We start from the raw sequence: 13,139 nt of genomic DNA, 5'->3' as shown, positions 1-13,139 counted from the left end.
ACATTTATTTTTATAAGGCAGCTTAGATCAGCTGGACATGTATTCGCTTTTCTAATGACTTTATGGATACACCGGAACAAGCCTTAGCCCTGTCTGTTCATCCCATCCATTCATCAAATTGTAATTTTGAACCGCCTGCCCGGCAGCTCCCTTCATCAAGTTATCAATAACGGAGGCAATTACAACCCTGCCCGTGCGTTCATCAACTTTTAACCCAATATCGCAAAAATTTGAGCCCGCTACTTCCTTCGTCTGCGGTTCACTTCCCGGCTTACGCACTCTTACAAATGGAGCCTGCTCATAAAAAGACTGATAGCTCTCGATCAGCATCTCTGTACTGATTCCTTCGGTCAGCGTCACATACATCGTCGCCATAATCCCTCTCGTCATCGGGACAAGATGAGGGGTGAAGCTGATTGTGACAGGCTCTCCCATCCACTGGCCTAACTGCTGCTCAATCTCAGGAATGTGCTGGTGCTCTCCAATCTTGTAAACTTTAAAATTCTCATTAAGCTCGGAATAATGTGTTCCAAGGCCTGCCTTTCTTCCAGCCCCGGAAATACCTGACTTCGCATCTATGATAATCGATGCCGGATCGATGGCATGCTGATGAATAAGCGGTGCAAGCCCAAGCAAGGAGGCCGTCGGATAACAACCGGGATTTGAAAGGACCTTCGTTTCCGTAATGTTCACCCGGTTTAATTCAGATAATCCATACACGGCTTGTTCCAGAATTTCTTCCGGCGCCGGAGGCCGTTTATACCATCTCTCATAATCGCTGCCGTTTTTAAGTCTGAGATCTCCGGATAAGTCAATCACTTTAAACCCTTTATTCAACAGCTTAGGCGTCAATTCAGCCGATACTCCTGGAGGAGCTGCGATAAACATGATATCGATTCCTTCCGCTTCGTCCACGTTTCGCAAGGGTTCATCCTCGATGCTGTTCAAATGAGGGTATACATCCGAATAGAGATTGCCTCCTTGAGAGGATGTATATAATATACATTTATCTGTATAAGGATGATTCACTAGCAATCTATAAAGCTCAATTCCTCCATAACCAGTAGACCCTACAATTCCTATGTTCAAACCATCACCCACCGTATCATTCTTTGAATTAGTTACCATTATAAATACGCATATAAATAAAATCAACTGTATATTTATAATTTTATTGACGAACTCTGGCAGATAAGCTCCTAAACTCCTTTACAGCGGTGGTGTAAGGGACAGAGAATTTTTTTCGGGAACGATTTTAGGAGAACGAATCGTATTTATGTTTGATCAGCGCGGGAAAATTTTTTGGGGGCTGATTCTGGGAAAATCCGGGCTTACTTTTAGTGGATACGGGCCAAGTTCGAGGGTTTGCGGGCCAAGTCCGGGGATTTGCGGGCCAGCTTAGAAGGATACGGGACCGTCAGTTAGAAGTTATATGATCTTCTGAGTGGGAGTCCAATTTATTGGACTCTGTGAGCGATATCTCTTTTAAAGTGGCCGATATCTTGGGCGGAGTAGCCGATATGTCGGTCCGAGTGAGCGATATCCCTTTTTTAGTGGCCGATTTCCTTGCGAATGTCCGATATAACAGGGGCTGTGGCCGATATCCTGGGGGGAGTGGCCGATATCTCGATCTGAGTGAGCGATATCCCTTTATTAATGTCCAATATCCTTGCGAATGTCCGATATTTCAAGGCTAGTGGCCGATATCCTGGGCTGAATGTCCGATATCTCAATCTGAGTGAGCGATATCCCTTCTTTAGTGTCCGATATCCTCGCGAATGTCCGATATAACAGGGGCTGTGGCCGATATCTCGATCTGAGTGAGCGATATCCCTTTAATAATGTCCGATATCCTTGCGAATGTCCGATATTTCAAGGCTAGTGGCCGATATCCTGGGCTGAATGTCCGATATCTCAATCTGAGTGAGCGATATCCCCTCCAAAGTGTCCGATATCCTTGCGAATGTCCGATATATTAAGCCCAGTGGCCGATATCCAGGGAGGAATGACCGATATCTCTGTCTGACTGAGCAATATCCCATTCAAAGTGTCCGATATCCTTACGAATGTCCGATATATCAACGGCTGTGGCCGATATCCTGGGCTGAATGTCCGATATCTCAATCTAAGTGAGCGATATCCCCTCCAAAGTGTCCGATATACTCGCGAATGTCCGATATATCAACGGCTGTGGCCGATATCCTGGGCGAAATGTCCGATATCTCGATCTGAGTGAGCGATATCCCTTCCAAAGTGTCCGATATCCTTGCGAATGTCCGATATATTAAGCCCAGTGGCCGATATCCAGGGAGGAATGATTCATATCTCTGTCTGACTGAGGATATCCCATCCACAATGAGCGATATACACCCCAAAGAGCATCACCAGCATCACTCTGTTCCGACAAAAAAAAGCACCTCCTGCCAATAAGGCAAGCGGTGCTTGTACTAGATAGATCAGGTAATGCCCAGCGCAATTTTTGCGTAGCGTGACATGCGGTCTTTGGACCACGGCGGATTCCAGACGATGTTAACTTCGGTTTCTTTTACTTCCGGGATATCGCCAAGTGCAATTTTCACTTGGTCTACGATTGTTCCGGCGAGCGGGCAGCCCATGGATGTCAGGGTCATGGTGACTGTGGTTGCACCGGCTTCATCCATTTCAACATCGTATACGAGGCCGAGGTTGACGATATCAATTCCAAGTTCAGGATCGACGACTTGTTCAAGCGCGCCCATGAGATTTTCTTTTAATGCTTCTTCCATTTTGGTTCACTCCTTCATTCAGTGCCTATTTCCGCATTATAACGGACTTTGCTTAATTGTTAAACCCGCGTGCTCAGGGAAAGGTGAGTCTCGAACCAATTTACAAGTCCAAGCAAGCCCTCTCTGGATACTTTATGGTCGGCATTCGGATCCCGAATAAACTGAATGTTGTCCGGATTGGCCTCGTAGGCAGACCGAATGTCCTCATAAAACGCCCATGTCGGCTTGAAAGGTACGACTTGGTCTTTTTCTCCGTGCCAGAACAGGAGCGGACGTTCATTTAGACTCTCTTTATGTAAGCTCAGATCAAATGGCTCGAGCGATTGCATTTTCGCTTCCAGATCTTCGTCTGAAATTGGCAGGACATGCCCTGCATCTCTCAAATAGTCCACCTGTTTTCGTAAAAAGTGGACGTAGTGGGGACTGCCCATTAAGCTGACTCCTGCGGAAATCCATTCATACTGGGTAAGTGCCCCAAGCGTAACAATTCCGCCCATTGAGGTTCCGGATACGCCAATTCGGGATTCATCAATCAATCCCTCATTCAGAAAGAAATCCTTGATCGCCTTTAGTTCATGAATGGTATTCATTACGATGTCCCAAAAGCGGACGTTCAATTCCATTGGCGGCATGGATTCTGACCGTTCACCATGGTATAGGGCTTCCGGAAGAACCACTCTGGCTCCTTTTTCAGCGAGCAGGTATGCGTAGTGCAAATTGTGTTCCTTTGCGCTTGTAAAACCGTGCACAAAAAGCACAAACGGTGTTTGCTCATTTTTCAGCTCTTCTTTAACAACATGCAGACTTGGTACTCCGCCCGCGATAATTCTCTCCACAATGACCACTAAAGCATCCTCCTTGTTGTGCTAACACCTTATCTGAATATAGTGTATCATGCTTTTGGTTTCTTTTAAAAAAATCCGCAGTCTTTAGAATTCGTTAAGACTGGAGTATTTTTGATATAATAACAATAGGGACTAAGAAAATGATGATTAAGGGAGAACTTATGGATAACAAACCTTATTTGATTGCATTGGACTTAGATGGAACACTTTTGCGCGATGATAAAACGATTTCCAGCTACTCAAAGGAAATCATACAAAAAGCAAGGGCAGCCGGGCACATTGTTTGCATCGCCACAGGCAGGCCTTACCGTTCAAGCTCGCTTTATTACAGAGAGCTTGCACTGGATACTCCGATTGTTAATTTTAATGGAGCGTTCGTTCATCACCCAAAGGATGACAGCTGGGGTATGTTTCATACCACTCTTGAGCTTGATGTCGTTCAGGAAATTGTAAAAACTGCGGATAAACACGGTGTACATAATATGCTTGCTGAGGTGAAGGACCGCGTTTATTTCCATAAACATGATGAGCGGCTTCTGGATGTGTTCAGCATGGGCGATCCTGAAATGACGATTGGCCATCTTGGCGAAACGCTCGGTGAGGATGTTACGAGTATTCTCATCCACGCTGAAGAGCAAAACGTAGATAAGATCCGTTCTTATTTATCAGACGTTCATGCAGAAGTGGTTGAGCACCGGAGATGGGCAGCGCCATGGCACGTCATTGAAATTATTAAAGCCGGCATGAATAAAGCGGTCGGACTGAAAAAGCTTACAGATCACTTTGGTATTCCTCCTGAGCGTGTGATTGCGTTTGGAGATGAAGATAACGATTTGGAGATGCTCGAGTTTGCCGGCCAGGGTGTCGCGATGGGAAATGCGATTGATATTGTAAAAGAAACGGCCAACAAAGAAACGCTATCCAATATGGATGATGGAATTGCGGTTTATTTGAAAAAAGAATTGGATTTATAAGCGTAAATTCCCACCCATAAGTTAGTGGATTAAGCTAAAGATAAAAGGGATTCCTTCGTTCTGGAGGAGTCCCTTTTATTCTAAACCCTGGGGAGCTGGTAATGATGGGCAGCGGAAAATCGAGACGTTTTATTCAGCAAGGAAAAAATGCGGTTGCTCTGCACGATGAACGCATTCCTTACCATTTGACAATGGCCGAAGCAGAAGAACAGGTCAGCCGCAAGCAGGAACAAGCGGAAGATCTTTCTCTCGGAGGGTTTTAAGATGGGGAATAAATTATTTCAAAAAGCGCGGGAATCCGTAAATGAAGCTGCTCCTCACGATCAGGCCTCCATCGATCGTGCTAAAAATGCCCTATCTTCTGCTTATGCCAACAGTTCTGAGGCTGAAAAAGCCCAGCTTCAGGAGTTTCAGCAGGATTTAGAAAGCCGCACAGAGTAAAGAAACCGCCCTTACCCGGGCGGTTTTCATTTAAGATTCAGGTATTTCCAGTGTTCCTTTTGCCGTCAAAGTCTCTCCGCCTTTTTCTTTTCCAAGGAATACCGCTATCACCTTATATTCGCCAGGTGAGACCTTTTTATCATATCCCCAAACTTCCTGATATACCTTTTTCTCCCCGGGCTCGAGTGCTATTTCTCTTAAAGCCTGCGTAAACATCTTACCTTTGGAATATTTGTACATTTCCTTTCCTTCCGAATCCAGCACGGTCAGTTCATAGGTTTGTCCAGTCTGAAAGGAGAAGGTTTTTTTTATGTCCGTATCATTTTGGATGATTAGCTTTAAAACAGCCTGATCAGCACTTCCCTCCGCTGATGCTTTTAATAGTACCTGATTTGTTTTCTCCATCGGTGCAGTCACCTCTTTTCCTTCATCCGTTTTATTGGTGCAGGCAGATAGCAGGAGTATGCACAGAAACAGGAGTGTTTTTTTCATTATACACCTCTTAGTCTTTTCGGAAGGAACCGACAATCCCTGTTGTTTCCACGATGTTGGTAAAGGCATGGGGATCCACTTCCTGAATGGTTTTTTCAAGGTCATACAGCTCGTATCTTGTGATGACCATTACCAGCATTTCCTTTGTTTCGTTTGTAAAACCGCCTTTTGCGGGAACTGCTGTAATTCCCCGTACAAGCTTGGCATGAATTGCTTTTTTTAATTCCTCACTCTTTTTCGTTACGATCATAGCTGTCAATTTTTCATAACGGGTATGAATGGCATCAATGACGCGTGTCGATGCATAAAGAGCAACCAGGGTATATAGGGCTTTTTCCCAGCCGAACAATACGCCTGCTGAGAAGATAATGACGGCATTCAGCATGAAAAAATACGTGCCGACAGGCTTGTCCTTCATCCTGGACAGCACCATGGCGACAATATCCAGTCCTCCTGTTGAAGCACCGTATTTCAGTGTTAAGCCGACACCTACCGCGGCAATGACACCGCCAAATACTGCATTAAGCAAAATGTCCCCCGAAATTCCCTGAAGCGGGATGAATCCGAGAAAAACAGTTGTAGCAGCTACGCTTATTATACTGTAAATGGTAAACGACTTACCAACCATCTTCCAGCCTAAAAAGAATACCGGGATGTTGAGCAGAAGCAGCAGAATCCCTGTGGAAATGTTAAACGGCGTATACCGGGTCAGTACATTTGAAATGAGCTGTGCGACGCCGGTAAATCCGCTTGCATACACTTTTGCGGGGATTAGGAACAAATTCAGCGCAATTGCATTCAGCAGCGCCCCGAAAATGACGACGATAATTTTTCTGGATTCTTCTTTAATCATTATTGGATACCTCCCGAGACGATGTTCTTATTTTGGTTTACCCCATTTATGCGTTTCCAAATACATTGTTTGTCAAGGCTTGCTCCTTGCTATACAATGTGTAGTGAATTTATTCGTATTCTTTTTATTTAATATCAAGTAAAATATAGAAAATAATTGAAAAACTGAGGTGTACATATGAACGTTCAAATTATAGCGGACAGTGCAAGCGATCTGCCATTGGATTTTTTCGAGAATACCGGTGTGATCCTCCTTCCTCTTGGAGTTCATCTTAAAGGCGAAGACTATGAAGATTTGCTGACCATTCAATCTAAAGATATTTATGATGAGATGAAAGCAGGACATACGGCTAAAACATCCCAGTGCAACCCGATGACAGTAAAGGAAGTGTTTACGGGGCTTGCTGAAAAAGGCCAGACCGCGCTCTATGTAGCCTTTTCTTCTGAACTGTCCGGGACCTATCAGACAGCTGTGATGGTTGCAAACGAAGTGAGGGAGGAATATCCGGACTTCAAGCTTGCAATTATCGATACAAAATGTGCTTCTCTCGGATGCGGACTTGCTGTAAGACGGGCACTGGAGCTTTCCAATGCTGGTCACTCTCTAGATGAAATTGAGGAATCTGTAAAAAACTATGCTGAGCATATGGAGCATCTTTTTACAGTAGATGATCTTGAATATCTGGCACGTGGCGGACGGGTAAGCAAGGCTTCCGCGTTTGTAGGCGGTCTGCTGAATATTAAGCCGCTCCTGCATGTTGAAGACGGGAAACTTATCCCTCTTGAGAAAATCAGAGGGCGCAAAAAAGTTTTCCGCCGGATGGTAGAGCTCATGAAGGAACGGGGCCAGGGAATTGATAATCAAGTCATCGCGATCAGCCATGGAGATGATCTTGAAACCGCTGAAGAGCTGAAGGCTATGATCCTTGAGGAGTTTTCCCCAAAGGAAGTCTTTATCAATATGATTGGTTCAGCCGTTGGATCCCATTCTGGACCGGGAACGATTGCACTCTTTTTTCTAAACAAGGATCTGTGACATAATCTGAAAGCCTGGCGGTTATCCTAACACCATCTCCATTCGAAAGGAGCGGGATGAAAGATGCCGCATACAAGTGATAACGATAAAAAGGCGAAAGATAACAACGCAAAAGAGCATGCAAAAAATATGCTCGAAGATCAAAACCGCAAAGCCGGAAAAAAACAGTTTTCCAAAAAAACGGATCATTTGTAAAAAAGACAGCGGGAATTCATCCGCTGTCTTTTTTTAATGTTCTTTTGATGCCATTAAATAATCAGGTACAACCGTTATTTTGCTCGGCAAATCTCCAGTTTCCCGGTCATAATACGCAATTTGCAGCTTATAAATCTGTCTGCGGATCGAGTTCCACTCTTCCTGGGAAAGACCGGTTTCTTTAATTTCCTCCGCTAAACGCGTAATATTTTCAGCATTGACGTCTTCGTTATTTGCAAGCATATGCTTATATTTTAGGATTTCGTCCTCAATTTCATGGGAAGGATCGTCCCATGAAAAGTAAACGTACTCTTCATTTAAGCTTTCAGCAAGGACCGAACGGAGCTTCGTCGCTGTTTTTCTTTTAGCCGTAATGGCGATATCCGTAGCATGGAGGATAATCTGGAAATGCTCTCCATCTTCCTCCCCCTTTAAAACCCTCATATCCTTGGACATGTGCTTATGGAAGATTTTGCTTTGAACCCAGGTTAAAAAGTTAAATTGGTATTGCATCACTTTCGGGGGATCCTCTTCTTTAAATGTAAAATCAGACAAAATCTCCTTCATTTGATCATACACCTGATCAAATTGCCCTTTTTTAATCATAATTTTTATGGTGTCCAGATAATACATGTTGATAATATAAGGTGCTTTAATAATTGGAATCGTAATCACAAGCGACACCACCAAAAAACTCATAATGATGGTAACAGGGAATCCCATCAGTATTTGCATAAAGAAGGAGTGCTGATTACCCGAATAATTTTCCACCCGGGTGGTCAGCCAGCCATTGAATAGCGGGATACCAATCAGCAGGACAGCGGCCATAAGCCTTACCAGGTTAGGATCATCGGGCGCGAGCGGAATAAGGCTTCGGGATGCTTTCGGGAAAATAAATGTGATAGCGACCAGCAGCCAATAAAAAGAGAGCACTCCAATCAGGCTCACTTTGGAATCGTCTTTTGAAGGAACCCGGCCAAGAAAAGAGGCAGTCGCAAAGCTGAACAGCTTGCTCAGAGCTTTTGATGCGATGCCAAGAATAAAGTTGATCAACACAGTTGGACCTCTCCTTAAGATGCAGATATCGATACTTTTTCCCTGAATTCAGCCTTGTTAATCTGGGAATTAGAGGGTTTCCGACAAAAAAAGCCCCCCAAAAAGGGGAGCTTTCATCCTTATTTAATCGTAAATTGAGCAAGTGTAATATTCAAATCATCTGTCAGCACTCTCAGCTCCGTTACTTTAGCTGTCAGTTTTTCAAAAGCCGCAAGCTGTTCAGTTGTGGAAGCGGAAATTTCCTCGCTTCCCGCAGCTGTTTCCTCTACAACCGCGCTGATGCTTTCAACATTATTAAGCACCTTGCCGCCTAAATCCTTTGAATTCACAAGGCCAGTGTTTAATAAACTCAACTCTTCTGATATATCATTCATAGCTTTCTCGATATCCATAAAGGTCTGGGTTGTCTCCATCATGGTATCCTCCTGCTTATGGGCAAGATTCATGCCTCCGTCAACAGCGGCTGAAACTTCAGTAATGCCTTTTTTGATCATGGCGGCCATATCAAAAATCTGATGAGTAGAACTGGCAGATTGTTCAGCGAGCTTTCTTACTTCCTCCGCCACAACAGCAAAGCCTTTTCCAGCTTCACCCGCTCTTGCTGCTTCAATGGCTGCATTAAGGGCAAGCAAATTGGTTTGATCCGCTATCCCTGATACGATTTTTGCCATGTCTTCAATTTTAGCTGTATAGCCTGCAAATTCCATGGAGGTTTTTTGGATGTATTCGCTTGCTTCCAGGTTGCTCTTAATCAGCGATTTCTGATTATCAATTGCGGCCTTGCCTGTGTGAACAGCCTCCTGTGCAATCTTTCCATGATTAAGGACAAGGTTGCTTGTCTCAACGTTCTTTTGAAAACTGCGGTCCATCTCATCAATCAGGTTGACCGCATCCTGCAGATCCTCAGATATGGATTGCGAACCTGCGGACAATTCATCAGTTGAAACCGCCACCTGGTTGCTGATTTCGGTTAGTGCACGGTTATCGGTCTCAAGCTGCTTCGCAAACCCCTCGACATCCTTGCTCACACTGTCGATGGAGAAAAGGAGGGCCTTTAGCTGATTGGTCATTTGTCCAAACGCTTCATTTAAAACGCCAATTTCATCCTTCCCTTTATACGGAACTTCTTCCACCAAAAGATTTCCTTCAGTAATTTGTTTCGCATTTTCTGAAAGTTTTTTGAGCGGTTTCGTAATCCTGGATGTAATCCGGACTGCAATCACCGCGGAAACGATTAACAGAAGAAGACTCCCGATAATGGCTGAAAAAATAACAAAGGTAATTTGGTTTTTTAAATCTTTTTGAAGCGCATCATAATAAGCTTTGGATTGATCATTCAGCATATAGATGTCATTTTGAATGCCTTCAATTCGGATGGATTGGCGCTTTGCCTCAGCTGAGTTTTTGGATTGCAGAGCGGCCATTGCTTCCGGCTTCCAAGCCTCATATTTTTGCTTAGCACGGGTAAATAATACTGCGTCTGTATCCTTCCCCAGTCTTTTGTCCAAGCTCGAAATTCGATTTTCTACTTTTTTCATTCCTAGCAGTGACTCATCCTTTTGCGCATCTGTTAAAGAAAACGAGAAGTTGCTGATGCTTTGTTTAAGACCGTTCATATCGGCATCAAGCTGCTGAACATCCATCATAATCGGAACATAATCCTGGTTGGAGGATTGAATGGAAAGCATACTTATAATGATGAAAACGATCAGTCCGGCAGCGAGCCCCATCATCCCCAAAATATTGATCATCAGGCGTTTGCGTATCGTCATTTTGCTGTCCCTCCGAATTCCTGGATCATACTGTCCAGCTTGCTTTGCTCTTCAGAAGACAGTTCCAAAATGCGAATTGGAGCCAGGGCGACACCATTTTCTGCAATGCCGAATTCCACATGCCCTTCAGGCAGCTTCCCGCTTTTCTTGTAATTCTTTATCATTTCATAAATGGCAACATCTACGTTTTTCAGCATCGATGTAATAACCGCTTTTTCTGCATAGAAATATTGGTCACTGTCCACTCCGATTCCATATACACCCTGTCTTTGCGCCTCTTTTAGCACACCTACCCCAGTAAATCCGGCGGCAGCATACAAAAGATCTGCATCCTCTTTAATTAAATCGGAGGCGAGCTTTGCTCCGAGTTTATCATCTCCGAAATTCTCGGCAAAAACGGATTTCACTTGAACTTCCGGATTAATCGACATGGCTCCTTTTTGAAAGCCATCTAAAAATTTTCGGATCAGCGGCACGTCCGCTCCTCCAACGAAGCCAATTACAGCTGACTTTGATTTCATGGCTGCAAGCGCTCCTGCTAAATAGCTTCCCTCATCTTCCTTAAAGGTCAGGGATGTAATATTTTTTAGCTCCGATACCGCATCAATTAGAATAAAACGCTGTTTCGGATACTGTTTGGCTACTTTTTCAAGATCCTCCTGAACCATAAAACCGAGGCCGACCACCACATCATTTCCTGCTTTGACTAAATCCTCTAAACCTTTTTCATAGGTTTTCGAATCTTTTAATTCTTTATAATCAAATTGAATGCCGAGCTCATCTCTTGATTTCTGCAGCCCTCTGAACGCAGAGTCACTGAAGGATTGATCTCCAAGTCCGACATCCGATAGCATAATGCCCACTTTCATTTTCTTTTCCGTTGAACTTTGGACAGGCTGCTGCATGCATCCTGCCAGAAGCATCAAACAAAAAAGGATGGATATATATTTTCGCAAAATGGTACTCCCCTTTTATCTATTTATAACTACACCTACTTTATCGGCAATTTTAGAGAGGAGTTAATATGTCCAAAAAAAAGAGCACAAGCCGGCTTGGCTTATTGCTCTTTTGCGAAATATGTCCATCCATTTTCCTGATAGACTCTTCTTTCTTTCATAAGTTGGCCGAGTGCCCGTTTGAATGCAGCCTTGCTCATTCCAAACCGTTCTTTAATGTCCTCTGGATCTGATTTATCCCAATACGGCATAGCTCCGTTTCTAAGACCCATGTAGTCCAGAATTTTTTCCGCATCCGAACTCATTGCATCCTGCTTCCTTGGCAGAAGTGACACATTAATGGACCCGTCTTCCTTCACATCAATCACTCTGCCCTCAACCAGTTCCCCAAGACGCGGTTCCCTTGTCATTTGGCTGGAGTGAATAAACCCTTTATAGCCTTCTACAGAAATAAAGAAGCAGCCCGCTTCAATATGGCGGTATACATGGCCAGAAACACTCTTATTAAAAACCTCGCGCGTCGCCTGAACAAATTTTTCGCTTATGATATCCTCTGATGCCAATCTTGCAAAAAAGCGCCCATTTTCAGTAATTCTCATCGTACAATAGAGCTGATCTCCCTTTTCAGGCCAAATCAGCCGATCCTCAGGCAGAATATCGTTCGCTATAAGGGCATCCTTCGATAGACCAATATTCACAAATACACCCATGTGATCCACTGCATCCATCGCTTCTACCCAGCCGTATTCTCCTTCACGGAGAGTCGGCATCTTCATTGTTGCAGCCAATCTGCTCTCATAATCAAGGTAAAGAAATACATCGACAAAATCTTTATCTTCAATTGGCTCCGTTATTTCACTGTCATGAAGAAGAACTCTCGTCTCCCCATCCGTCAGGAAATACCCGAAATCCAAACGCTCATCAATTTCCAATCGTTCATATGTGCCTGCTCTCACAAGTCACCTAACCTTTCTGTACCTCGTACATGTTGTATGGCATGTTTAATTCTACTATAATCAATACATAAAGTGAAACTTCCCTTTACTGGAGGGTTTCATTCGGGAGGAATGTCCATGTCTAAGGAAAACTCATTTGACATCGTTTCAAAGGTTGAATTGCCGGAAGTTCAGAATGCCATTGTTGTAGCTTTAAAGGAAGTTCAAAACCGCTATGACTTCAAAGGAAGCAAAAGCGATATTAAACTTGAAAAAGAAGAGCTTGTTCTAGTATCCGACGATGACTACAAACTCGAACAGCTGAAAGATGTACTCATCAGCAAACTAATCCGCCGTGAAGTACCGGTAAAGAACATTCAGTACGGCAAAGTGGAAGGTGCATCAGGCGGCACAGTACGCCAGCGCGGCAAGCTCGTTCAAGGGATCGATAAGGACAATGCAAAGCGTATTAACACGATCATTAAAAACTCCGGACTGAAAGTGAAATCCCAGGTTCAGGATGACCAGGTGCGCGTCACCGGAAAAAACCGTGATGATTTGCAACAGGTAATCGCTGCGATCAGACAGGCTGAACTTCCAATCGATGTGCAATTTATTAATTACCGATAATTTTGGTTTGGACCGCTTTGGGTGAGCGGTCTTTTTTATTGGTTTTGGGATATTTTTTGCAGGTTTCCGCATTGATTTCGGATAGTCAGCAATTACCTTTGATAGTCAGCAATTCTTTTAAAAAAGTCAGCAATTATTCCGATATAGTCAGCAATTATTCCAATAAAGTCAGCAATTATCTCAGTAAAGT

Annotated in this window: 16 protein-coding genes; 6 read left to right on the top strand and 10 right to left on the bottom strand. The window is 43.8% G+C overall.

Annotated features, from left to right (window positions below; translation table 11 throughout):
* Window positions 1-60 precede the first annotated feature (60 nt).
* The 4 genes from argC to WCV65_RS06585 form a co-directional block, all read right to left on the bottom strand.
* Entirely contained in the window at window positions 61-1,089 is a 1,029-nt protein-coding gene (argC, locus tag WCV65_RS06600) for an N-acetyl-gamma-glutamyl-phosphate reductase (protein WP_338781039.1), read from the bottom strand.
* A 1,195-nt stretch (window positions 1,090-2,284) separates the two neighbouring features.
* Entirely contained in the window at window positions 2,285-2,407 is a 123-nt protein-coding gene (locus WCV65_RS06595) for a hypothetical protein (RefSeq protein WP_338781037.1), read from the bottom strand.
* Between the two features lie 49 nt (window positions 2,408-2,456).
* Window positions 2,457-2,765: a metal-sulfur cluster assembly factor gene (locus tag WCV65_RS06590; RefSeq protein ID WP_035410724.1), complete on the bottom strand. Its 309-nt coding sequence runs from the start codon at window positions 2,763-2,765 to the stop codon at window positions 2,457-2,459.
* Between the two features lie 59 nt (window positions 2,766-2,824).
* Window positions 2,825-3,610: a prolyl oligopeptidase family serine peptidase gene (locus WCV65_RS06585; protein WP_338781035.1), complete on the bottom strand. Its 786-nt coding sequence runs from the start codon at window positions 3,608-3,610 to the stop codon at window positions 2,825-2,827.
* A gap of 161 nt (window positions 3,611-3,771) precedes the next feature.
* Between WCV65_RS06585 and WCV65_RS06580 the strand changes: the two genes are divergently transcribed.
* From WCV65_RS06580 to WCV65_RS06570, 3 genes are all read left to right on the top strand, one after another.
* Window positions 3,772-4,584: a Cof-type HAD-IIB family hydrolase gene (locus WCV65_RS06580; protein WP_338782186.1), complete on the top strand. Its 813-nt coding sequence runs from the start codon at window positions 3,772-3,774 to the stop codon at window positions 4,582-4,584.
* Window positions 4,585-4,688: 104 nt separating this feature from the next.
* Window positions 4,689-4,847: a hypothetical protein gene (locus tag WCV65_RS06575; protein WP_197491600.1), complete on the top strand. Its 159-nt coding sequence runs from the start codon at window positions 4,689-4,691 to the stop codon at window positions 4,845-4,847.
* Window position 4,848: 1 nt separating this feature from the next.
* Window positions 4,849-5,025, top strand: a complete 177-nt coding sequence (locus tag WCV65_RS06570; protein ID WP_082883815.1) for a DUF3813 domain-containing protein — start codon at window positions 4,849-4,851, stop codon at window positions 5,023-5,025.
* A gap of 30 nt (window positions 5,026-5,055) precedes the next feature.
* Here the strand turns inward: WCV65_RS06570 and WCV65_RS06565 are convergent, their stop codons facing one another.
* Window positions 5,056-5,517: a BsuPI-related putative proteinase inhibitor gene (locus tag WCV65_RS06565; RefSeq protein ID WP_338781031.1), complete on the bottom strand. Its 462-nt coding sequence runs from the start codon at window positions 5,515-5,517 to the stop codon at window positions 5,056-5,058.
* A 10-nt stretch (window positions 5,518-5,527) separates the two neighbouring features.
* A complete protein-coding gene (locus WCV65_RS06560) occupies window positions 5,528-6,370 on the bottom strand; it encodes a YitT family protein (RefSeq protein ID WP_338781029.1) in 843 nt (280 codons plus the stop codon).
* A gap of 177 nt (window positions 6,371-6,547) precedes the next feature.
* Between WCV65_RS06560 and WCV65_RS06555 the strand changes: the two genes are divergently transcribed.
* Together WCV65_RS06555 and WCV65_RS06550 are read left to right on the top strand one after the other, a co-directional pair.
* On the top strand, window positions 6,548-7,405 hold the full coding sequence (locus WCV65_RS06555) for a DegV family protein (protein ID WP_338781027.1): 858 nt from the start codon (window positions 6,548-6,550) through the stop codon (window positions 7,403-7,405).
* A gap of 63 nt (window positions 7,406-7,468) precedes the next feature.
* The gene (locus WCV65_RS06550) at window positions 7,469-7,600 is read left to right on the top strand and encodes a DUF3941 domain-containing protein (RefSeq protein WP_338781025.1); all 132 of its coding nucleotides are present in this window, start codon (window positions 7,469-7,471) and stop codon (window positions 7,598-7,600) included.
* A 33-nt stretch (window positions 7,601-7,633) separates the two neighbouring features.
* Here the strand turns inward: WCV65_RS06550 and WCV65_RS06545 are convergent, their stop codons facing one another.
* From WCV65_RS06545 to WCV65_RS06530, 4 genes are all read right to left on the bottom strand, one after another.
* The gene (locus WCV65_RS06545) at window positions 7,634-8,656 is read right to left on the bottom strand and encodes a hypothetical protein (protein ID WP_338781023.1); all 1,023 of its coding nucleotides are present in this window, start codon (window positions 8,654-8,656) and stop codon (window positions 7,634-7,636) included.
* A gap of 119 nt (window positions 8,657-8,775) precedes the next feature.
* Window positions 8,776-10,428: a methyl-accepting chemotaxis protein gene (locus tag WCV65_RS06540; protein ID WP_338781021.1), complete on the bottom strand. Its 1,653-nt coding sequence runs from the start codon at window positions 10,426-10,428 to the stop codon at window positions 8,776-8,778.
* On the bottom strand, window positions 10,425-11,384 hold the full coding sequence (locus WCV65_RS06535; protein ID WP_338781020.1) for a BMP family ABC transporter substrate-binding protein: 960 nt from the start codon (window positions 11,382-11,384) through the stop codon (window positions 10,425-10,427). The genes WCV65_RS06540 and WCV65_RS06535 overlap by 4 nt, the downstream gene beginning before the upstream one ends.
* A gap of 101 nt (window positions 11,385-11,485) precedes the next feature.
* Window positions 11,486-12,340 (bottom strand): S1-like domain-containing RNA-binding protein, encoded by an 855-nt coding sequence (locus WCV65_RS06530; RefSeq protein ID WP_338781019.1) that lies wholly within the window; start codon window positions 12,338-12,340, stop codon window positions 11,486-11,488.
* Window positions 12,341-12,457: 117 nt separating this feature from the next.
* Between WCV65_RS06530 and WCV65_RS06525 the strand changes: the two genes are divergently transcribed.
* Window positions 12,458-12,949 (top strand): YajQ family cyclic di-GMP-binding protein, encoded by a 492-nt coding sequence (locus WCV65_RS06525; protein WP_035410702.1) that lies wholly within the window; start codon window positions 12,458-12,460, stop codon window positions 12,947-12,949.
* The last annotated feature ends 190 nt before the right edge of the window (window positions 12,950-13,139 follow it).

It is taken from the genome of Metabacillus sp. FJAT-52054, from assembly GCF_037201815.1.
Taxonomy (GTDB): domain Bacteria; phylum Bacillota; class Bacilli; order Bacillales; family Bacillaceae; genus Metabacillus_B; species Metabacillus_B sediminis.
This window is presented reverse-complemented; position numbering and strand designations above follow the sequence as displayed.

Excerpts from the sequence above, each read along its gene's own strand:
- WCV65_RS06590 (WP_035410724.1), bottom strand. The coding sequence starts at position 2,765 with ATGGAAGAAGCATTAAAAGAAAATCTCATGGGCGCGCTTGAACAAGTC.
- WCV65_RS06580 (WP_338782186.1), top strand. The coding sequence starts at position 3,772 with ATGGATAACAAACCTTATTTGATTGCATTGGACTTAGATGGAACACTT.
- WCV65_RS06575 (WP_197491600.1), top strand. The coding sequence starts at position 4,689 with ATGGGCAGCGGAAAATCGAGACGTTTTATTCAGCAAGGAAAAAATGCG.
- WCV65_RS06570 (WP_082883815.1), top strand. The coding sequence starts at position 4,849 with ATGGGGAATAAATTATTTCAAAAAGCGCGGGAATCCGTAAATGAAGCT.
- WCV65_RS06565 (WP_338781031.1), bottom strand. The coding sequence starts at position 5,517 with ATGAAAAAAACACTCCTGTTTCTGTGCATACTCCTGCTATCTGCCTGC.
- WCV65_RS06560 (WP_338781029.1), bottom strand. The coding sequence starts at position 6,370 with ATGATTAAAGAAGAATCCAGAAAAATTATCGTCGTCATTTTCGGGGCG.
- WCV65_RS06555 (WP_338781027.1), top strand. The coding sequence starts at position 6,548 with ATGAACGTTCAAATTATAGCGGACAGTGCAAGCGATCTGCCATTGGAT.
- WCV65_RS06550 (WP_338781025.1), top strand. The coding sequence starts at position 7,469 with ATGCCGCATACAAGTGATAACGATAAAAAGGCGAAAGATAACAACGCA.
- WCV65_RS06540 (WP_338781021.1), bottom strand. The coding sequence starts at position 10,428 with ATGACGATACGCAAACGCCTGATGATCAATATTTTGGGGATGATGGGG.
- WCV65_RS06525 (WP_035410702.1), top strand. The coding sequence starts at position 12,458 with ATGTCTAAGGAAAACTCATTTGACATCGTTTCAAAGGTTGAATTGCCG.